This is a genomic window from Exiguobacterium sp. KJ 601 (assembly GCF_027161185.1).
Taxonomy (GTDB): domain Bacteria; phylum Bacillota; class Bacilli; order Exiguobacteriales; family Exiguobacteriaceae; genus Exiguobacterium; species Exiguobacterium profundum.
Map to the genome: position 1 here is coordinate 1 of NZ_JADHZG010000001.1, position 18,246 is coordinate 18,246.

Annotated in this window: 20 protein-coding genes; 13 read left to right on the forward strand and 7 right to left on the reverse strand. The window is 44.3% G+C overall.

Translation table 11 applies throughout. The annotated features are described in order from the left end of the window. The 10 genes from glmS to IRJ25_RS00050 all read left to right on the forward strand — a co-directional run. Positions 1 to 1,107: glutamine--fructose-6-phosphate transaminase (isomerizing) (glmS, locus tag IRJ25_RS00005; protein ID WP_269317490.1), on the forward strand; the 1,107-nt coding region annotated here is incomplete at its 5' end. 140 nt (positions 1,108 to 1,247) lie between these two features. Next, positions 1,248 to 1,811 (forward strand): YdhK family protein, encoded by a 564-nt coding sequence (locus IRJ25_RS00010; protein WP_269317491.1) that lies wholly within the window; start codon positions 1,248 to 1,250, stop codon positions 1,809 to 1,811. A 115-nt stretch (positions 1,812 to 1,926) separates the two neighbouring features. Next, positions 1,927 to 2,406, forward strand: a complete 480-nt coding sequence (locus tag IRJ25_RS00015; RefSeq protein ID WP_078147856.1) for a DUF2975 domain-containing protein — start codon at positions 1,927 to 1,929, stop codon at positions 2,404 to 2,406. 10 nt (positions 2,407 to 2,416) lie between these two features. Next, positions 2,417 to 2,635: a helix-turn-helix domain-containing protein gene (locus IRJ25_RS00020; protein WP_269317492.1), complete on the forward strand. Its 219-nt coding sequence runs from the start codon at positions 2,417 to 2,419 to the stop codon at positions 2,633 to 2,635. Positions 2,636 to 2,716: 81 nt separating this feature from the next. After that, positions 2,717 to 3,403 carry a DUF975 family protein gene (locus IRJ25_RS00025; protein ID WP_269317493.1) on the forward strand — a complete coding sequence of 229 codons (687 nt, stop codon included), beginning with the start codon at positions 2,717 to 2,719 and terminating at the stop codon, positions 3,401 to 3,403. Between the two features lie 69 nt (positions 3,404 to 3,472). Further along, entirely contained in the window at positions 3,473 to 4,429 is a 957-nt protein-coding gene (locus IRJ25_RS00030; RefSeq protein ID WP_269317494.1) for an NAD(P)/FAD-dependent oxidoreductase, read from the forward strand. An 85-nt stretch (positions 4,430 to 4,514) separates the two neighbouring features. Further along, positions 4,515 to 4,958, forward strand: coding sequence for a MarR family winged helix-turn-helix transcriptional regulator (locus IRJ25_RS00035; protein WP_269317495.1), 444 nt, complete (start codon positions 4,515 to 4,517; stop codon positions 4,956 to 4,958). A 3-nt stretch (positions 4,959 to 4,961) separates the two neighbouring features. Continuing rightward, positions 4,962 to 7,616 (forward strand): MMPL family transporter, encoded by a 2,655-nt coding sequence (locus tag IRJ25_RS00040; RefSeq protein ID WP_269317496.1) that lies wholly within the window; start codon positions 4,962 to 4,964, stop codon positions 7,614 to 7,616. Between the two features lie 103 nt (positions 7,617 to 7,719). After that, entirely contained in the window at positions 7,720 to 8,004 is a 285-nt protein-coding gene (locus IRJ25_RS00045) for a putative quinol monooxygenase (RefSeq protein ID WP_269317497.1), read from the forward strand. 14 nt (positions 8,005 to 8,018) lie between these two features. Then, positions 8,019 to 8,903 carry a VOC family protein gene (locus IRJ25_RS00050; RefSeq protein ID WP_214784116.1) on the forward strand — a complete coding sequence of 295 codons (885 nt, stop codon included), beginning with the start codon at positions 8,019 to 8,021 and terminating at the stop codon, positions 8,901 to 8,903. Positions 8,904 to 8,938: 35 nt separating this feature from the next. On the opposite strand, the gene IRJ25_RS00055 is transcribed toward IRJ25_RS00050, so the two are convergent. Next, entirely contained in the window at positions 8,939 to 10,753 is a 1,815-nt protein-coding gene (locus IRJ25_RS00055) for an LTA synthase family protein (protein WP_269317498.1), read from the reverse strand. A gap of 177 nt (positions 10,754 to 10,930) precedes the next feature. On the opposite strand from IRJ25_RS00055, the gene IRJ25_RS00060 reads away from it, so the two are divergent. Both IRJ25_RS00060 and IRJ25_RS00065 read left to right on the forward strand, forming a co-directional pair. Next, positions 10,931 to 11,122, forward strand: a complete 192-nt coding sequence (locus tag IRJ25_RS00060; RefSeq protein WP_031421892.1) for a helix-turn-helix transcriptional regulator — start codon at positions 10,931 to 10,933, stop codon at positions 11,120 to 11,122. A gap of 3 nt (positions 11,123 to 11,125) precedes the next feature. Continuing rightward, positions 11,126 to 11,590: a hypothetical protein gene (locus IRJ25_RS00065; protein WP_269317499.1), complete on the forward strand. Its 465-nt coding sequence runs from the start codon at positions 11,126 to 11,128 to the stop codon at positions 11,588 to 11,590. Positions 11,591 to 12,445: 855 nt separating this feature from the next. Here the strand turns inward: IRJ25_RS00065 and IRJ25_RS00070 are convergent. The 5 genes from IRJ25_RS00070 to IRJ25_RS00090 are packed head-to-tail and all read right to left on the reverse strand — an operon-like array spanning position 12,446 to position 16,605. Continuing rightward, positions 12,446 to 13,999, reverse strand: a complete 1,554-nt coding sequence (locus IRJ25_RS00070; protein WP_214784110.1) for a hypothetical protein — start codon at positions 13,997 to 13,999, stop codon at positions 12,446 to 12,448. Further along, complete coding sequence (locus IRJ25_RS00075; protein WP_214784108.1) at positions 13,992 to 14,705, reverse strand: ABC transporter ATP-binding protein; 714 nt, start codon at positions 14,703 to 14,705, stop codon at positions 13,992 to 13,994. The genes IRJ25_RS00070 and IRJ25_RS00075 overlap by 8 nt, the downstream gene beginning before the upstream one ends. A 19-nt stretch (positions 14,706 to 14,724) precedes the next feature. Next, positions 14,725 to 15,492 (reverse strand): ABC transporter permease, encoded by a 768-nt coding sequence (locus tag IRJ25_RS00080; protein WP_214784106.1) that lies wholly within the window; start codon positions 15,490 to 15,492, stop codon positions 14,725 to 14,727. Further along, on the reverse strand, positions 15,489 to 16,379 hold the full coding sequence (locus tag IRJ25_RS00085; RefSeq protein WP_214784104.1) for an ABC transporter ATP-binding protein: 891 nt from the start codon (positions 16,377 to 16,379) through the stop codon (positions 15,489 to 15,491). Before IRJ25_RS00085 ends, IRJ25_RS00080 begins: the two co-directional genes overlap by 4 nt. Next, positions 16,354 to 16,605 carry a PLDc N-terminal domain-containing protein gene (locus IRJ25_RS00090; RefSeq protein WP_182091643.1) on the reverse strand — a complete coding sequence of 84 codons (252 nt, stop codon included), beginning with the start codon at positions 16,603 to 16,605 and terminating at the stop codon, positions 16,354 to 16,356. Before IRJ25_RS00090 ends, IRJ25_RS00085 begins: the two co-directional genes overlap by 26 nt. Positions 16,606 to 16,817: 212 nt before the next feature. Between IRJ25_RS00090 and IRJ25_RS00095 the strand changes: the two genes are divergently transcribed. Then, on the forward strand, positions 16,818 to 17,336 hold the full coding sequence (locus IRJ25_RS00095) for a transcriptional regulator (RefSeq protein ID WP_214784102.1): 519 nt from the start codon (positions 16,818 to 16,820) through the stop codon (positions 17,334 to 17,336). 138 nt (positions 17,337 to 17,474) lie between these two features. Here the strand turns inward: IRJ25_RS00095 and IRJ25_RS00100 are convergent, their stop codons facing one another. Beyond that, the gene (locus IRJ25_RS00100) at positions 17,475 to 18,203 is read right to left on the reverse strand and encodes a MerR family transcriptional regulator (protein WP_214784100.1); all 729 of its coding nucleotides are present in this window, start codon (positions 18,201 to 18,203) and stop codon (positions 17,475 to 17,477) included. Positions 18,204 to 18,246: the final 43 nt, after the last annotated feature.

Here is an 18,246-nt window from a genome sequence, read left to right on the forward strand (position 1 = left end):
CCATACACGGCCGAGATCGATGCGTCAGACATCGAGAAGGGCACGTACGCGCACTACATGTTGAAAGAGATGGACGAACAGCCAGCCGTCATCCGTAACATCATCCAGCACTACCAGAATGAGAACGGCGACATCGAGCTCGCAGAAGGCGTGCGTGAACTCGTTTCGGAAGCAGACCGCGTCTATATCGTCGCATGTGGTACAAGTTACCACGCTGGTCTTGTCGGGAAGCAATTGATTGAGCGCGTTGCAGGTGTACCGACTGAAGTACACGTCGCATCAGAGTTCGGTTACAACATGCCACTTTTGACAGAGAAGCCACTCTTCCTCTTCATCTCACAATCAGGTGAGACAGCGGACAGCCGTGCCGTCCTCGTCGAAGTGAAAAAATTGGGCCATAAAGCGCTCACGTTAACGAACGTGGCAGGATCGACATTGTCACGTGAAGCGAACGAGACGATGCTCCTCCACGCAGGACCAGAGATCGCGGTCGCCTCGACGAAAGCATACACGGCACAGATTGCCGTCCTCGCAATTCTCGCATACGACATCGCTCGTGCGAACGGGAAGAAACTACCGTTTGATCTCATGCAAGAACTTGCACTCGTTGCGACAACGATGGACTCGATCATGGCACAAAAAGAAATCTTTGAAGAGCTTGCAGATAAGTTCTTGAAAGAGTCACGTAACGCATTCTTCCTCGGACGTGGATTGGATTCATATGTAGGTCTCGAAGGCGCATTGAAGCTGAAAGAGATTTCATATATCCAAGCAGAAGGGTACCCAGGTGGGGAACTCAAGCACGGTCCGATCGCCTTGATTGAAGACGGGACACCAGTCATCACGCTCGTGTCTCAACCAAACACACACCTCAACATCCGTGGAAACATCAAGGAAGTTGTGGCGCGTGGTGCCATCGCATGTACGATTTCAATGGAAGGAATGGAGCATGAGAACGACGCATTCGTTCTTCCACGTGTTGAACCACTTCTCACGCCACTCGTGACGGTTCTTCCACTTCAACTCATCTCGTACTATGCAGCACTTGCTCGTGACTGTGATGTCGACAAGCCACGTAACTTGGCGAAGTCTGTAACGGTTGAATAATGTCCAAGACCAAAATCTTTCGGGATTTTGGTCTTTTTTGTTGCAATGAGTTAACAAATCATCGTAATGTTCTCAAATATGTCTGTTCATTCTCCGGAACGGGTACACTCAACATGAAAATGAAGAGAAGGAGAGATTCGATGAAACAGAAGAAATGGATGACAGGTCTCGGTGTCATGATTCTCGCGACATCATTGGCCGCTTGTGGGGATACGGTAGAGGACACATCGATGGAGATGTCAGAAGAGCAAAGCATGGACCATTCAGCGATGGATCACTCCGGGTCTGGAGAAGTTCCAGACGGGCTGATGGAAGCCAGTGATCCGACTTTTCCAGTCGGATCAACCGCGATGATGACAGCGGATCACATGCCAGGGATGGAAGGTGTGGAGGCGACGATTGTCGGTGCGTACGATACGACCGTCTACGCCGTCAGCTATACACCGACAACAGGCGGTGACCCGGTAGAGGATCACAAATGGGTGATTCACGAAGAATTGGACAATCCAGATGAGGAACCGTTGTCTGAAGGGGATGAGGTCGTATTGGCCGCCGACCATATGGAAGGGATGGACGGCGCAGAAGCGACAATCGATACAGCGGAAGAGACGACCGTTTACATGGTTGATTACACGACCGAAGACGGGGAAGAGGTCACAAACCATAAATGGGTGACCGAAAGTGAATTAGAAACAATGAAATGAATGCGATAGACCTCGAGTACATCTCGTGGTCTATTTTTTTCGATAAATATTTATTGATAAACGATAAAACATAGCATATGATAAAGAAAATAAAACTAAATGAGGTGTTTGGCAGATGAAACGGGAAACCATCTTTTTGAAACTAGCAGTGATTGTCTTGTCGCTCCCGATTCTCGCGGCCTGTATCTTTTTACTCCCTTTCCTTTGGCGAGAGGCGGTGGAGAGCGGAGGATGGATTGCAAATTCGATGCGACCGATTATTGGAGGGATGTATGTAGCAGCGATTCCCTTTTTCGTTGCCTTGTCACAGTCATTCATCTTACTTGGATTGATTGATCGGAATGAGGCATTCTCCTATCGGTCGGTGAAAGCACTTCGTGTCATTAAATATTGTGCGTTGACCATCACGGCCATCTATATGGCGACACTCCCGTTCTTCTATTGGTTCGCTGAGCGTGACGACTCGCCAGGATTTTTAGTCATCGGATTCGTCTTCGTCTTCGCCGCATTTGTCATTGCGGTTTTCGCTGAGTTGTTACAGAAACTATTGAAGCGCGCCATCGACATGAAACAAGAAATCGATTTGACGGTATGAGGTGAGAGAAATGGCGATGATTGTGAATCTGGATGTGATGTTGGCGAAACGGAAAATGAGTGTGACGGAACTGTCGGAACAAGTCGGGATCACGATGGCGAACTTATCAATATTGAAAAACGGAAAGGCCAAAGCGATTCGTTTCTCGACACTTGAAGCGATTTGCGAAGCACTCGACTGTCAGCCGGGAGACATATTGGAATATCGAGCGGACGAACGAGCAGAGTGAATCTCTGCTTTTTTATATGAATTTGAAACGTGTGCTTACTATGCTCCGTATATAAAAGTATCAGTCAGGGGGAGATGTAGAATGATTCAAACATGGACAGAACGGACACATGAGGCCTTGAAAGGAAAAACGGGGAAACTCATCGGTTGGTCTTTTGCAATGGCGATTTTAGTAGAAGTGTGGCTTATGATAGATCCGACGTATTACGGAATCCAACACAGTTCTACTATTCTTATGATGATCAGTGTGGTTGGACTCATCCTATATGTGATGTCTCTTCCAATGTATATCGGATACAGCTGGATCATTTTAGATACGGTGCGAAATAAGAAATTGCATTTTCAAGATGTATTTAAACCGTTTCGGAAGAATTACCGCTTAAATTTAGCCACATTCCTACTCATGGTTCTCTTCCAACTATTGTGGGGGCTGCTTCTAATCGTTCCAGGAATCATAAAGTACTTTTCTTACGCATTCACTTTCTTTATATTGCGAGATGAGCCTCATTTGTCCCCAACAGAAGCAATTACAAAATCTCGTGGGATGATGCGTGGACAGAAGTGGGAAGCATTTAAATTGATCCTGCCAATGATTCCGGTCTTTTTGACGGGTTTCACGTTAAGTATTGTTTTCAAATTACCGATTTTGTCATCCTGGTCGCTGTTAGTTGCGACTTCCCTTGTTCGTCCGTTAGTAGTTGCGCGCTTCGCTGTCATGTATGAAGATACGCGTCAGGCTTACGACGAACAATGGAACAAGCCAGCCTGAAGCATATCAAACAGAGGGTAAATTGAAGGAACGTGCTACAATCTTCATGAAGAGAAAGGGGAATGCGGAATGAAGATTGGGATCATCGGGGCCGGTCTGAGCGGAATCATCGCAGCGCGTGAACTTGTGCGTCAAGGTCATGCCGTTGAACTGATTGAAAAGAGTCGAAGCGTCGGGGGACGCTTAGCGACGCGTCGAATCGGTGACGGACGGGCAGACCATGGAGCGGTATATTTCACGGTGCGTGGAAAAGAGCTCGAACGAGAGGTGCGGTCGTGGATGAATGCGAACTGGGTGCGGGTCTGGTATGCCGACCCTTATCCACGTTATGTCGCGATTGATGGGATGAATGCACTCGCTAAGCGTTTGTCTGAAGATTTGACCGTACAGTTGAATGAACGGGTGGAGAACGTTCAAGTAGAAGAAGACGGAACCGTCACAGTTAAGACAGACGTGACGACACGTTCCTATGATCGACTCGTGATGACGGCACCCCTTCCACAGTCATTTGAACTACTGGGGAGTTTGGTCGACCAGATCAAACCCGCGCTACTTCGTCTCGTATATTCGCCGACGTTCGTCGGTCTTTTTGAATGTGCCGGTGATGTACAGATTGGAGCAGACGGTATTCTCGATCAAGAACTAGTACCTGGTGTATTAAAAATCGTCGATAATCGGCAAAAAGGAATCTCTGCGACACCACTCGTAAGTGTCTATATGGAAGAGGCGTGGAGTGAGGACTGGTATGAGCGACCGGAAGCGGAGACACTTGCAGAAGTTGAGCGGTTAGTGCATGAAGAAGTCGGAGACCTCGGCATCCAATCACGGCAGTTAAAACGTTGGCGTTACGCGCAAGCGAAAGATGTATGGCATGAGCCGTTTTATCAAGTAAGCCATCATCCCATCTATTTAGCAGGGGATGTCTTCCTTGAAGCTGATGATCCATCCGGACGAACGCGATTCGAAAGTGCCTATCTGTCTGGGTTACGTGTGGCAGAAACCATTGAAAAGAACATGGATCGATAAGGGCACTCCTTATCGGTCTTTTTATTTGACGCCATTTAGTTTAGGGCATAAACTATAACCATCTAGTTTAGGGGGTAAACTAAAAATGAAAGCATTGATGCGCGAAGCCGTGCAGTTGTTTGAAGAAGTGATGTTCCATGGGACGGAACATGTCATCGAAGCGATGGAAGGGGATGTCTGGCGTGAGTATTCGCGTGAACAACTCCAACTTTTAAAGTTGCTCGATCAATTTGGACCGACCCCTGCTGGGCAACTGGCACAAAAGCAAGGTGTCCATAAAAGTGCGGTCTCGAATCGCCTGAAAAAGTTGGTCGAAAAAGGACTCGTCACGAGTCAACGAGGACAAGACCAACGCGAGCGATTGATTGAATTGACCCCAGAAGGGAAACGGCTCGTCGAAGAAGTGGACGGTGCCGTCTATCGATATGTGGAATCCCTCATCGATGGAGAAGTAGACGAAATTGAAATCGAGCAGTTTGTTCGGACGTTCCGAAAAATAAAGCAATTGCTCCGAATCGGGGAGGAATAACACATGCATAAAATCATTCAATGGCGCTGGGGAATTTTCATTTCCCTCATCGTATTGACGGCAGCATTATTTGTCGCAGCACCGAACTTAACGAAACAAGCAGAAGAGGCAGGGAGCTTCCAACTTGCGGACGACATGGACTCACAACGCGCACAAGCGATTTTAGATGAAGCCGGGAAGAGTGACAAGACCATCTCCCTCGTCTATGAGTTTGAATCAATCGGAGAGACGGAGCGAACAGATGTCGCGCGTGTCATCGAAGAACTTAAACAAAATGAAACGGTCGTGACAGATGTTCTCGATCCGTTCGAAAACGAGGAGACAGAGGCACAGCTTGTCTCAGAAGACGGACGCATCGTCCTCGTCCCCATCACGGTAGAAGGTACGACGGAAGAAATCAATGCGTTTGCTGATGATGTCCGTGAAAACGTGCTCCCGCAAGAGGAGACAGTATATATCACCGGGGAAGAAATCATTAACAATGATGTGAACTTAAGTGCCCAGGAAGGGTTGAAAAAGACAGAGATCATCACGGTCGTGTTGATTTTTGGATTACTCCTTCTCGTCTTCCGTTCCATCGTGACCCCGTTCATCCCACTCATTGCGGTCGGATTCACGTATCTATTGAGCCAATCGTTTGTCGCGTTCTTCGTGGATTGGTTTGGATTCCCTGTGTCCAACTACACGCAGATCTTCCTTGTCGCCATCTTGTTCGGGATTGGGACAGACTACTGTATCCTGCTTCTTAGCCGTTATAAAGAAGAACTCAGTGCAGGACATGCCATCGAAGACGCCATCGTCAATACGTACAAGACGGCAGGACGGACGGTCCTCATCAGTGGACTCGCGGTCTTCGTCGGTTTTGCCGCCATCGGATTTGCTGATTTTCCAATCTTTAAATCAGCGGTCGCCGTCGCAGTCGGGATTGCGGTGTTGCTGCTGATTCTTTTCACGGTCGTCCCATTCTTTATGGCGACGCTCAAACAGCGGCTGTTTTGGCCGTCGAAAAAGGCAGGCGAGCATCATGACAGCAAGCTTTGGGCTAGCTTGAGCCGATTGTCGGTCAATCGCCCGTTCGTATCGATTTTGGTCGTCGGGTTGATCACAGTACCTGTCTTATTCACATATGACGATGCCCGTTCGTTCAATACGGTCGATGAGATTGGAGACGGGTACGATTCGGTTCGTGGACTGAATTTGATCTCAGAAGGGTTCGGTCAAGGGGAATCCCTTCCGGTACAAGTCATTTTGAGACAAGATCAAGCCATTACAGAATCAGAAGTTCCCTATATCGAAAAGTTTGCAAGTGAGCTTGAAAAAGTCGAAGGTGTGAATGGTGTCCGTGCGCTCACACGTCCTACTGGTGAAGTCATCGACGATTTTTATGTCGATACGCAGCTCAGTGAAGTCAGCGATGGCTTGTCTGAAGCGCAGACGGGTCTCGGGGATGTTCAAACTGGATTGGATGAGATTGAGCAAGGATTGAACGGGATTGTTGGACAACTACCAAGCGGTTCAACCAATGCTGGGGCACCGCTTGCAGAAGCAGCAGCGGGACTAAATCAGTTGAATGGTCAACTTGGTCTCATTGGGCAAGGATTGACAGCGACTCAAAACATCCCGGCCGCAGTCGGACAGCTCGGTCAAGTATCAGCTGGCCTCACACAAATTGAGTCAGGAATCAACGAAGCGGCGTCCGCATTAAATGCACAAGGTTCTCAGGTCGGTGAACTTGGTAGCGGGTTAGCGCAACTGGCGACAGGTGTCGCGGAAGCGAACGACGGGCTAGGACAAATTGAGTCTGGTCTCGGCGAAGCCGTTTCGTTCTTACAACAGTTGAGTGAAGCAGATGCGCTTCGGGAGACAGGCGTGTATCTTCCGGAAGGGACGCTCACATCAGATGCGTTCTCACCTGCAGTCGAACGATATGTCTTCGATGAAGGAATGGCGACTCAGCTCGAGGTCGTCTTAGAGATGGACCCGTATTCGCCAGAAGCGATTGATACCGTTGAGACAATCAAAGAGACGATGAATCGTGCCGTGACGGGAACACCGTATGCGGATGCGACCATCGGATATGCCGGGATCTCAAGTATCAATAGCGATTTAAATGAAACATCGACGAACGATTTCAATCGAACGGTAGCCATCATGCTCGTGACGTTGTTCATCGTTTTGACAGCGCTGTTCCGCTCGATGATCATGCCACTCTATATGATTGCTTCGCTTCTCTTGACGTACTATACGTCAGCGGCAATCACAGAGCTGATCTTTGTAGAAGGACTCGGCTATGACGGGATTAGCTGGGCCGTTCCGTTCTTTGGATTTGTCATGTTGATTGCCCTTGGAATTGACTACTCCATCTTCTTGTTAGATCGATTCCGGGAAGAAACAATCAATGGGAAGACGGTCCGTGAGGCGCTCATCCACTCGATGACGAAGATGGGTACCGTCATTATGACAGCCGCGGTCATCCTCGCCGGGACGTTCGGTGCCATGATTCCGTCAGGCGTGCTCAGTCTCGTCCAGATCGCGACAATCGTCATCACCGGTTTGTTATTGTATGGCTTGATTGTGTTACCCCTCTTGATCCCAGCCATTACGATTTCATTTGGCGATGGTGTCTGGTGGCCATTCCGACAAAAGAAAAAGTCATAAGCAGAAACGGATGTCTCGTATGATGAGATATCCGTTTTTTGGGATAGATTGTAGTGGATTCGGGAACAGAAAGGCAGGTCCATTATCTAAGGAGGAATACTGTATGGAAATCGTCATTACTGCAATCTTGAAAGCCCATCCCGGAAAAGAAGAGGCGTTACGTGACGCGCTGCACCGTGTGATTCCGCCGTCGCGTGCGGAAGAAGGGTGTCTCGCGTACGTTCTTCACGAGGCAATCGATGCACCGGGTACGTTTGTCTTCTATGAAAAGTATCAAGACGAAGAAGCGCTCGATCACCATATCCATTCGTCGCACTATAAGGCGTATCGTGATGAAGCCGGAGAGCTTCTCGCCGTCCGTGAGGTCTATCGTTTGCATGAAGTCTGAAAGGAGACATTCTCATGATTACGCAACCCGTGATTCCATGTATTTGGTTTGAACAGGATGTTGAAGAGATTGCCGAGTGGTATGTATCCATCTTTCCAGATTCGTTTGTCGACTATACGACGAGATTTTCAAGTTCACCAGCAGGCGAGACGACGATTGTGACATTGTCGCTCGCTGGACAATTCTTTCAGTTGCTTGGGGGAGGGACGGCGCAAGAACGGAATCCGTCCATTTCCTACATGGTGTCGCTTCCGACGACGGAAGAGATCAATGCGCTATGGGAACGATTATCTGACGGAGCGGATATCTTGATTCCATTAGACACGTACGACTTCAGTCAGCGTTATGGGTGGTTGCAGGACCGCTACGGGGTTTCTTGGCAAATCATGCATGATGGCGGGATGGACATTCAGCTCGTGACGCCATGTCTATTGTTTGTCAAAGAAGCGTTCGGTCGTGCCGAGGCGGCGATGAACGATTGGATCTCTATTTTCAAAGATTCATATGTATTGGACGGACATACGGTACGATACACGGAAGAAGATGGGGACGAGCTTGACGGGAAAATCAACTATGCTCGTTTCGTCTTATCCGGTCGAGAATTTGTCGTGATGGACAGTAATGAAAATCATACATTTTCGTTTAACGAGACCCAGTCGCTCATCGCTTTTTGTGAGTCGCAAGAAGAAGTCGATTCCTACTGGGAGCGGCTATCGGCTGTACCGGAAGCCGAGGAGTGTGGTTGGCTGAAAGATCGCTATGGCGTCTCCTGGCAAATCATCCCGTGGGAAATGGAAGAGATAATGACGGTAGGTTCGCAAGAGCAGATTGAACAGGTCGTACAGGCATGTCTGCCCATGAAAAAGCTTGATATCGCGACATTGCGTAAAGCTTACTGAACAAAACTCCCGAGACAAATAGCTCGGGAGTTTTTTCATGGACTCATTTGCGAGAGGGCATCTTTCTCGATGATGGTATCCGAGAGCCGGAGTTGAATGGCCGCGCGGTCGATGTAAGGGGCGCATCGATCGAATGCGACTTGTTCTTCCGTCTCAATGGAATAGCATGTGCCGTTACCAGCACGTTCGGTCAAGTCTGGTTCATAGTAATGATCTTCATATCGGAAAGCGCCCGTCCGAAAGACGGTTAGATTTGACGTATCATTCAATAAGGAGTCGCCAAGCATATATGCTGGAGAGATTCCAAGTAAATCGAGAATCGTCGGGGCGATATCGATTTGTCCACCACTCGCCTCCATGACTTCTCCTGTCGTCGGTCCAGGTGGTTTGATGAAGAGAGGGACAGCACGGTCAAGTTGAAACGCGTCAACCGTCGAGTTCACTTCTTCGAGGGTAGCCATCTCTTCTCCTGATGCCGTCAGACCGCTATCGTGGTCACCATACATGACGAGAAGCGTCTCATCCCAGAAACCATCTTGTTTCAATCGTTCGATGAACTGACCGACAGCGGCATCGACGAAATGAACGGTATGGTAATAGTTTTCGAGAAGGGGATCGTCGATATCAGATAGATCCAACCGCTTCTCGTCTTCCGGGATATCGTACGGTGTATGACTCGTTAAAGCGACTAAAAATGCGTAAAATGGTTCATCCAACTCTTCCATAAATCCGACCGACGTATTTAAGAATTCCTGATCGTTGAGTGCCATCCCGATGATTCCTTGATCGGGGTAATCTTTGTCGCTAAAGAAATGATTGAACCCGATATTGTCATAAAAGTCATCGCGATTCCAAAAGTCTTTTCGGAACGAATGCATGGCTGCCGTATCGTAGCCCGCCTCATTCAAGGATTGAGAGAGCGCGCTGAATTGATTTCCCGGGAAACGCGTGTAGACGGAACCAGATTTGACAGGATAAAGTGACGTGTTGACGATGAACTCTGCATCAGACGTTCGCCCTTCATGCGTTTGATGATACACGTTCGGGAAGTAAAGCATGTCACGTCGCAGTCGGTTCAAATTCGGGGTCAGTTCCTGTCCATCAATCTGTTGATCGATGACGGATGTTTGGAATGATTCGAGTTGTAAAACGATAACGTTCGTATCTGGACTTGGGGCACTTAATTCTTGATAAGAGAGTGCTTGAATTTGAGAACGCTCTTCGTCTGTCAGGGCTTCGTTCCATCCCATAGCACGTTCGACGCCTCGGGCGACATCCATCGCGTGATAGCCCCAAAATCCAAGATGATAGTATTCACGCATATTCGAGATGGGGTCGTCCGCGATCCACTTTTCTCCACGCTGATAACTGAGGGTGAGCGGGATTGTAAAGAGAAGAAATCCGAGTGTGAAGCCAGCGAGCGCCAATCGTCTTCCGTTTCGTTTCCCTTCACGGACAGGATGACGTTTCATATAACGCAAAATCAAACCGTAGATGATGAGGTCGATGAAGAAGAACGCATCGATTGGGCGGATGAGCGTCAAGAAGCCACCCCCGACATCTCCCATCTGCCCGATGTCGGACAGTAAGGCGACGGATAATAAGTCTTCAAAATAGCGATAATACCAGACGTCCGAGACGAGCAGAGTACTATGCAAGAACAGAGAAACGTATAAAATCCATCGGCGGATCGGATAAGACACGGCGAGTGCCCAACTCGTCAGGAGCAAAATCGTCGCCAAATTGATGAGGAAAAACGAGAAGTCGAACGCCGTCGCGGTCAACCAGCTAAAAAAGAAGAGCTTTGCCAGAGAGAGTGACAAGTAGCTCCAATAATCGAGATATTTCATTAGTGATCTCCTAACTCAAGATGTAGTTACTGTATCCTTTCCTTTCTTATGAACAGAGAAAACGTAGAAAGTGTGATGGAGATTCATTCGTAATCAAAAATATGTAATATATATATTGCGTTAATGGAATATATATATTACATTTTAGGTATTGCGCAACTAAATTAGGAGACAGACATGGGAAATAGAGTAAAAGAACATCGAGTAGAAAAGAATCTTACTCAAACCGATTTGGCAGAGGCAATCGGTGTGACTAGACAGACAATCGGTTTGATCGAATCGAATAAATATAATCCCTCTTTGAAACTCTGTATTGCCATTGCGAGGGTTCTGGGCGTCACTTTAAATGATTTATTCTGGGAGGAGTAAAAGATGAAAGAATCATGGGTCTCAATGTTTTTACCAAATGACGAATATAAAGAAAGGCAGTTATTGTACTTTATAGCAGAGGCTTTCGTTTTGTTCATTGGCTTTTTGGGAGTAGCCGTTCTATTGAATAGATTTTTAGGTATATTCAGCACTGAGTTTTCATATATTCTATTGGGTGTTATAGCAATTCTAAGTCTCTATGTATGGATTCGCTATATTCTCTCAGGTATGGAGTATGCAAACGTTGTTGAGAAATCTGAATATAAAATCGAACTAAAGAAAACAATTGTTTCCACATCGAAGTTTGCTGTTTTGTTTGCTGGGGTAGGAACTGTTTTAAAAGTAACGAAGATAGTGGAGTATAGTTGGATGGATTTGATAGGAATTTCAACCTGCGCATATGTATTGCTTCTAGTTTTTCAACTTTCTTCATTTAGATTGTCTTTAAAAAAGAATCGAGAACTTTAAAGCATGAAATAATTTAACTATGTACATTTAACTTTTCATACATTCAACGGCTTGCATAAATGAAGTAGTAAAGAACTAGATTCGTTAGTTTGTAAAATCTAGTTCTTTAGGTGTTAATATTATTTAAGTTTACATATTAATAATTTTAAATCTTTTACAGACTGGCTCATCACCATAACTCGTGGTTGCGCTGCAATCCCTTAATCAGATTCTCGAGTTGTTCATGGGTCAGAATCAAAAATCAGCGACTTATGGAACAGCAGCCAGCGAATCCCGTAGACCATACTAAATTGCTTACGGACATTAAAACGAACTGAAAAAGAGCCAGGAACGTGGAGAATAACTACGGGCTCTTGTCCAGCAGCTGCAAAGTGATCTGGATGAATTGAAAAAGTCCCGGCAAAATCCAAGATAAAGTTTTGGGGCATAGACGAGGATGTGAATGTGAATGTAACTTACTTACACTTAAGTTACATTCAGAATTCCTATTCTAGAGAAGTTACAAGCATCACCATAGAAAATGAATTTACAAAAAAAAAGGATACATTCAAAGACCTGCGCCATAAGGTTTTAAAGTACGGATTTCAGAAGGATATAGGTTTACATATCATCAGGTTATCGGAAGCTGGACATATAGAAGGGAGATATTCAGAAAACCACTGAATATCTCCCTTCTATAATTATAAGTACTTACAATGAGGTTACCTACTGCCCAAACAGTCCGAGTAAAGGGAAGAAACAAGAATACCAAGTACATCTCCCAAAAGCCACATTAAGAGAGAAGGGACTCCGAAGGTTCTGGTGCCAATTGCTTCAAAGATAGTGTTTAATTCATACTTGGCAGAGCTAATTGCTTTATTCCATAAGTAACGAGCTTTCCTTTAGCTTGTAAATTAAAACTACAATTATACAAACATTGACCAATAAGAGAAGTTGGAATGTGAATTTGAAATCTAGTAGAATCAAAATCGCCGTGATTGAGATAAGAAATGAACTGATAATAGCGGTGATTATAGTGGATTTACCCTGCTTGATTACTTCCATCTCACTGGACCAGTTGTAATTAGGGAATTTTAAATTGACAAAGAAGCCTAACATGCTATTAAGCAGTAAACTAGTGAATGTAAAAGAAATGAAGAGCAGTGAATCCAATAGCGATGAACTGAAATTTTGAGTATAGACCAAAATAGCACAAGCTAATCCTGGTACAAAAAGCAGCACGTTTAATGCCATCTTGGCTTTTGCAAGTTCCATCAAAGAGAGCGGAGACGTCAACAAAATCCAGATGCTTTGGCCTTCAAAAGATAGGCTTGAAGACGTGGTTGTGGTCAAAAGAATACATACAGTCGTAAATAGAATGAAAATATACTTGCTTGACATCGTGATGAAGGACAGTTCCAAGGTGTAGTCATACAAAAGAGAGGAAATATTGAACAAATAAGCCAGGCTGCCCATTAGTAATAGCGCAGATGTAAGCACTGTATTGCTGACATAGGTGATAGATGATAGATATAGTTTCAGCTCTTTCGAGAATAGATTTTTAAATAAACTATTGGAAGAAAACGTGCTGGAATCACGTGCTTTTCTTTTTGACGAAGTAGAGTAGCTTGCAGCTAAGAAAGCATGCCTTTTAGTAAATAGGTATCCGGTTATGAAAACAAGAACGAGGGTTATTGTTAGTAAGCTCACCGAGTTAAAGAATCCGAATTCTGGTGTAGAGTTGCTAATGATGCCGAACAAGTAGAGTGGGGAACTAATAGAAAAAATATCTTTGTAATCCAATGAAGAAGTGCTGTACGTGATATACAAAAGAGGTGAAAGGAATAAAAAGATTGTAAGCAAAGCTTCGATTACATTACTATGGATGGTTAAAAAATTTAGAAGAATTTTTACTGTTAATGAAATGATGAACGTTGTTGTGATAACTAGTAGAGGAAGTATCACCACAAGAAGAAGACTGGATAATAGTACGAACCAGAAGTCGGGAATAATGAACATATGCAACAAGATGCCAACAAAAATGGCAGTTGCAGCAATAAGTAAATAAAGGATCAGGAGTTTGATTACATTAAAGAGCTTGGCTTGCCACAATGGAATGGGCAGGCTGAAAATAAATTCAGTATCTGACGAAACAATCATTTTCTTAATGCCGCTTAAGATGGTCCAGAATCCCAGGGTCCAAAACAAAATGGACGAAAGAATCGGAAAAAACAACGTAGATTCTTCGTTGCTGTACAAATCAAAAGCGATATAGACAATATAGCCGATGGCCATGACAACAGCCGCACAATAGCCTGCCAACGTAAGAAAAGCGTGCTTTCGGTCGTCCTGGTTAGTGGATAATCCCAATCTGGAAAATTGAAAATCATTTGCTAAGATATACTTTTGCAATTGGATGAGCTTACTCATGTGCTGTGATGCTCCTGAATTTTTCATCTAAGCTACTTTCGGACAATAGATTGATCATCGTATCATTGACGACCACTTCGCCGTTGTGGATCATGACCACTTTGTTGCAGAGCTTTTCCGCTACTTCTAAAACGTGGGTCGAATACAACACAATGGATCCTTCAGCAGCCCGTTTTTTCATTTCTTCCTGTAAAAAATAAGTGGCGTTCGGATCCAGTCCGACAAAGGGTTCATCCAATATGATCAGCTTTGGATTGTGCATCAGAATGGAAATAAGCACGAGTCTTTGTTTCATGCCATGCGAATAGGTAGAAATCAACTCATGGATAGCACTGCCGAAATTGAGCTTTTTCAGCAAGGTGTTTAATTGCTCGTTTATCGTCGCATTATCAATCTGATAGATGCTTCCGATTAGTTCAAGGTACGAATACCCCGTCATATTCCTGTAGAGCACAGGAGTGTCGGGTGAGTAACCGACCATCTGTTTAAATTCTCGTGGTTTTTTTTCTATGCTCACGCCATCAAATTCAATAGCGCCTTGATCAAAACTGTGAATGCCCACGATGGATTTGATGGCAGTTGTTTTTCCAGCTCCGTTCATGCCGATGAAGGCGCAAATATCGCCTTCCGTCAAATCTAAAGTTAAGTTCCTAATGCCTTTTTCAGATCCTTTGTATAACTTGGTTAGGTTGTTTATTGATAACATTTAGACGATTCTCCTTCAATTAAAACTTTTTCAGATTCCTACTGGCCCATGCAAGGTTCAGTAAAATAAATGCCAAACAGGTTGCGATACTGAAGTAATTCAAGTCCCGGACCGACAGCAACTGGTTCTCCGCCAGGTTTAAGATACCGCCTGGTGACAGCTGGAACAAGAAATGGTTGAACCCCTTGATCAGAATAAAGAAAATAGAAACGGCGATTGTTGTGACAGCGATAAGGATGGGGCTCTTAACAAAGGTGCTGATCAAGATGGTCAGACTCACCACGAAGAGGATCCATAAACTGTACAACAGCAGAAACAGTCCAAAGCTTGAAAAAGAGAAAGAACCGAATAAGAAAATGGTGTAACCATAGGAAACGGCTGCTCCAATGGAGATGCTGAACATGCTGACTGCCCAATGGCCCGCCAGCTTCGACAATAGGTAGGAGCGCAGGGAGACGGGGCGGGTCAATATGAAATCTTGCATGCCGCTGTTGCGGTCGGCTGCAATCAGCCCCATGAAACTAATAATTAAGATGATGAGTCCGATTTGATTGAATTGGCCGGAAATGGTCGACAAAAGAACTTCGGCAGAACTTGGTACCGGCTGGTTCGGATCGATGGTGATGCCGTCGGCACCGCCAACGTTTTCGAGGATAACGTCCATGTATTTAGTGATTAGCGGTTGGGTAAGGCCCAAGATCACGAAAAACAGCGTTAACCAGATGAACTTAAATTCTTTTGCGGCTTCTACTAGTTCAGTGCGCGTTAATGTATAAAAGTTTGTCATGTGTCCGATACCATCTCCAGGAAAATTTCTTCTATCCCTCTTTCATAAAACGCAATGGACGTAATATCCATTTCTTTTGCAGCGAAATCGTTTACGACTTTCTTTAAATCCAATTCCTCAGCTCCCGTTAAAAGAAAGGTGTTTGGTGATAACCATTCAACGTGTTCGAACTCAGAACTTTTCAATGCTTCACTTGTTTGCGGGACATTCCCCGTCTTAACTAGAATTTGTTTGCGGTATGATTTCTGAAGTACATCGTTTATGTTTCCGACAATCATTCCATTTTTAATGATAATGTACCGGTCGCAAAATTCGCTGGCGTCGTCCAATATATGCGTCGAAATGATGATGGTCGTGTGCTTCTTTAAGCGAGCGATCAACTTTTTTACTTCATTTCTGCCAATCGGATCCAACGCTGAAACCGGTTCATCCAAAATCAGCAACAACGGTTGGTGCAAAATGGCCTGGGCAATCCCGAGCCGCTGTTTCATGCCGCCGGATAATTGTTCCACTTTGTAGTTTTCCTTATCCTTAAGCCCAACTTCTTCTAAAACCGCTGAAATATTCCCCTTTAAAAATGTCTTGTCCAAGCCCGACAATTTTCCGAAGAAAAAGAGCGATTCCTCACAGGTCATCCAAGGTTTGAAGTCCGTATGTTGGGACAAATAGCCAATATTTTTCTTATGTTGCACGATAGGGTTGGAATTGAACGTAATGTCCCCTTGTTCATGCTGCAGAATGCCGGTCATACATTTGAGAAGCGTCGTTTTACCTGCCCCATTAGGTCCCAATAAGCCAACACATTCACCATCTGCAACCGAGAAGGTGACATCGCTCAAAATCTTTCTTTTTTTTATGGTCTTATGAAGTTTCTCGACTGTAATCATTTCGGATCATTCTCCTTCCAATCACTAAATAAAATATCGGCCCGAGCAATTGGAGCAATAGAATGGTGACCAGCCAAATATATGGTGAGCCAATGAGCTCTTTTCTTTTGAACCAATCATAGAGCGCAACTCCAATCAATAATAAGTTGAATAAAATAATTGGCAAGGCGAAAGGGAGAATCTGTGCCCAATCAATTTCCAGTAGAGCAGTCATATCTGTATTCATCTGAATCACTCCTTCAATTATCATTATCAATAATGATAATTGAAAAGTCAACCATATTATTGTATTTTAGATACAGACTCAAAATACATTTAGGAGTAATCTCATTTTTTATTGTAAGAAAATTCTGATATAAATGGTGACAAGAAGTTGGTAATCCCGAAGAAAGACTATATAACAGCTCACTAATCATAAATAAAAGGGGATCGAAATAGATGGAATTTGATTTATTTAAAAACCAGGTCAGGTTTAAAATCGCTTTGGAATTAATAGATGTCGATGAAGGATACTCGATTATGCAACTGAATAAACTATTGAAAGAAGTATCGCAAGCGACATTGTACAGACATGTGAACTCAATGGTGGAAGACAATCTATTGAAAGTCGTTGGCATAAATCGAATTGGAAAAGTTGAAGAAAAGCTGTATGCCCTGAATACCCAAGCCTATAAGATCAGCGAAGAAGATTGGCAGTCTGCCACTTACGGCGATAAAATAAAATTTGTAACTTATTTTTTTATGTATATTCTTCAGAACTATAAAGACTATCATGACAACAGAGTTACAGAAGATATTCAGGATCAAGCGACATTTTCTTTAGTGAAAATGAACTTAACAGACGATTCATTCGAAGATTTTCAGTCGGAGTTAACTACATTAATGGAAAAATACTATAATAGAAAAGAAGATGAAGACGGAACAGATCGTACGATTTCCATGGTGATTATTCCGTAATTTCTCTTCTTAGAAGAGAAGTTATTCTTTAAAACTTTGTTTACATGTGATGACGTTATCGGGAGTTCTTTAAAAACAAATATAAGAAAGGAAGAGGGAAGCCAATTTGTCAGCTTTTCCTCTTCCTTTCTTATAAAATCACTTATGATTCAATGCTTGATTGATAAATTGGTATAGCTCGCCATCTATTTCATATTGCAGTTCGTTCCCTGGGTTTTCGGCGTGGAAATGTTCGGCTTGCTTGCGGAAAGTCCTATCGTCTTCGGAAAAGGCCTTCACGATGTCATTCCATTTTTTCGCTAAACCTTGTACTTTTTCATCGGAAGGAGAAGCGCCTTTTTCTTTTTCCAAACGAATTTCCTTGATAAGACCGTTAAATTCTTGCTCTGCCTGCTTTAAAAGTTGTTTGTCGGCATTTTCATATCGCCTTTCCATGGTAGCCAATTGCTGCTTCGAAAAGTATTTTTCCTTATTCATTTTCAGCGCCTCCATTAATTTAGTAAGTTCTGAAATCGAGAGGGTCCGATTGCTGCGTGCAGCCCATAACGCATTTTCCAACTCGGCTACTAGTTTTTGCTGAACCTCTATCTCTTTTTTGACGCGAGAAATTTGGGTCTGCAAAATCTCCGCAACGGTTTGTTCCTCCGGATTAGACAACAGAAGTTGTATTTCTTCTAATGACATTCCCATCTGCTTTAAGGACAAAATTGGCTGAAGACGTACCAAATCTGCTTTCGTGTAAAGCCGATGCCCTGACTCCGTATACTGAGAAGGTGAAAATAAACAGATTTGATCGTAATATCGTAAAGTTCGAATCGTTAAACCTGCCAATTCTGCAACTTCTCCGACTTTCCAATGTTCCTTCATCCTCTTAGCCTCCATTTAACAACATTTCTATTCACCAACTAAA

Bases quoted from the DNA above. Each gene is read 5' to 3' on its own strand.
- IRJ25_RS00065 (WP_269317499.1), top strand. From the start codon at position 11,126: ATGAAAGAATCATGGGTCTCAATGTTTTTACCAAATGACGAATATAAA.
- IRJ25_RS00030 (WP_269317494.1), top strand. From the start codon at position 3,473: ATGAAGATTGGGATCATCGGGGCCGGTCTGAGCGGAATCATCGCAGCG.
- IRJ25_RS00075 (WP_214784108.1), bottom strand. From the start codon at position 14,705: ATGTTATCAATAAACAACCTAACCAAGTTATACAAAGGATCTGAAAAA.
- IRJ25_RS00015 (WP_078147856.1), top strand. From the start codon at position 1,927: ATGAAACGGGAAACCATCTTTTTGAAACTAGCAGTGATTGTCTTGTCG.
- IRJ25_RS00060 (WP_031421892.1), top strand. From the start codon at position 10,931: ATGGGAAATAGAGTAAAAGAACATCGAGTAGAAAAGAATCTTACTCAA.
- IRJ25_RS00035 (WP_269317495.1), top strand. From the start codon at position 4,515: ATGAAAGCATTGATGCGCGAAGCCGTGCAGTTGTTTGAAGAAGTGATG.
- IRJ25_RS00040 (WP_269317496.1), top strand. From the start codon at position 4,962: ATGCATAAAATCATTCAATGGCGCTGGGGAATTTTCATTTCCCTCATC.
- IRJ25_RS00050 (WP_214784116.1), top strand. From the start codon at position 8,019: ATGATTACGCAACCCGTGATTCCATGTATTTGGTTTGAACAGGATGTT.
- IRJ25_RS00095 (WP_214784102.1), top strand. From the start codon at position 16,818: ATGGAATTTGATTTATTTAAAAACCAGGTCAGGTTTAAAATCGCTTTG.
- IRJ25_RS00090 (WP_182091643.1), bottom strand. From the start codon at position 16,605: ATGAATACAGATATGACTGCTCTACTGGAAATTGATTGGGCACAGATT.
- IRJ25_RS00025 (WP_269317493.1), top strand. From the start codon at position 2,717: ATGATTCAAACATGGACAGAACGGACACATGAGGCCTTGAAAGGAAAA.
- IRJ25_RS00070 (WP_214784110.1), bottom strand. From the start codon at position 13,999: ATGAGTAAGCTCATCCAATTGCAAAAGTATATCTTAGCAAATGATTTT.
- IRJ25_RS00085 (WP_214784104.1), bottom strand. From the start codon at position 16,379: ATGATTACAGTCGAGAAACTTCATAAGACCATAAAAAAAAGAAAGATT.
- IRJ25_RS00045 (WP_269317497.1), top strand. From the start codon at position 7,720: ATGGAAATCGTCATTACTGCAATCTTGAAAGCCCATCCCGGAAAAGAA.
- IRJ25_RS00020 (WP_269317492.1), top strand. From the start codon at position 2,417: ATGGCGATGATTGTGAATCTGGATGTGATGTTGGCGAAACGGAAAATG.
- IRJ25_RS00100 (WP_214784100.1), bottom strand. From the start codon at position 18,203: ATGAAGGAACATTGGAAAGTCGGAGAAGTTGCAGAATTGGCAGGTTTA.
- IRJ25_RS00010 (WP_269317491.1), top strand. From the start codon at position 1,248: ATGAAACAGAAGAAATGGATGACAGGTCTCGGTGTCATGATTCTCGCG.
- IRJ25_RS00080 (WP_214784106.1), bottom strand. From the start codon at position 15,492: ATGACAAACTTTTATACATTAACGCGCACTGAACTAGTAGAAGCCGCA.
- IRJ25_RS00055 (WP_269317498.1), bottom strand. From the start codon at position 10,753: ATGAAATATCTCGATTATTGGAGCTACTTGTCACTCTCTCTGGCAAAG.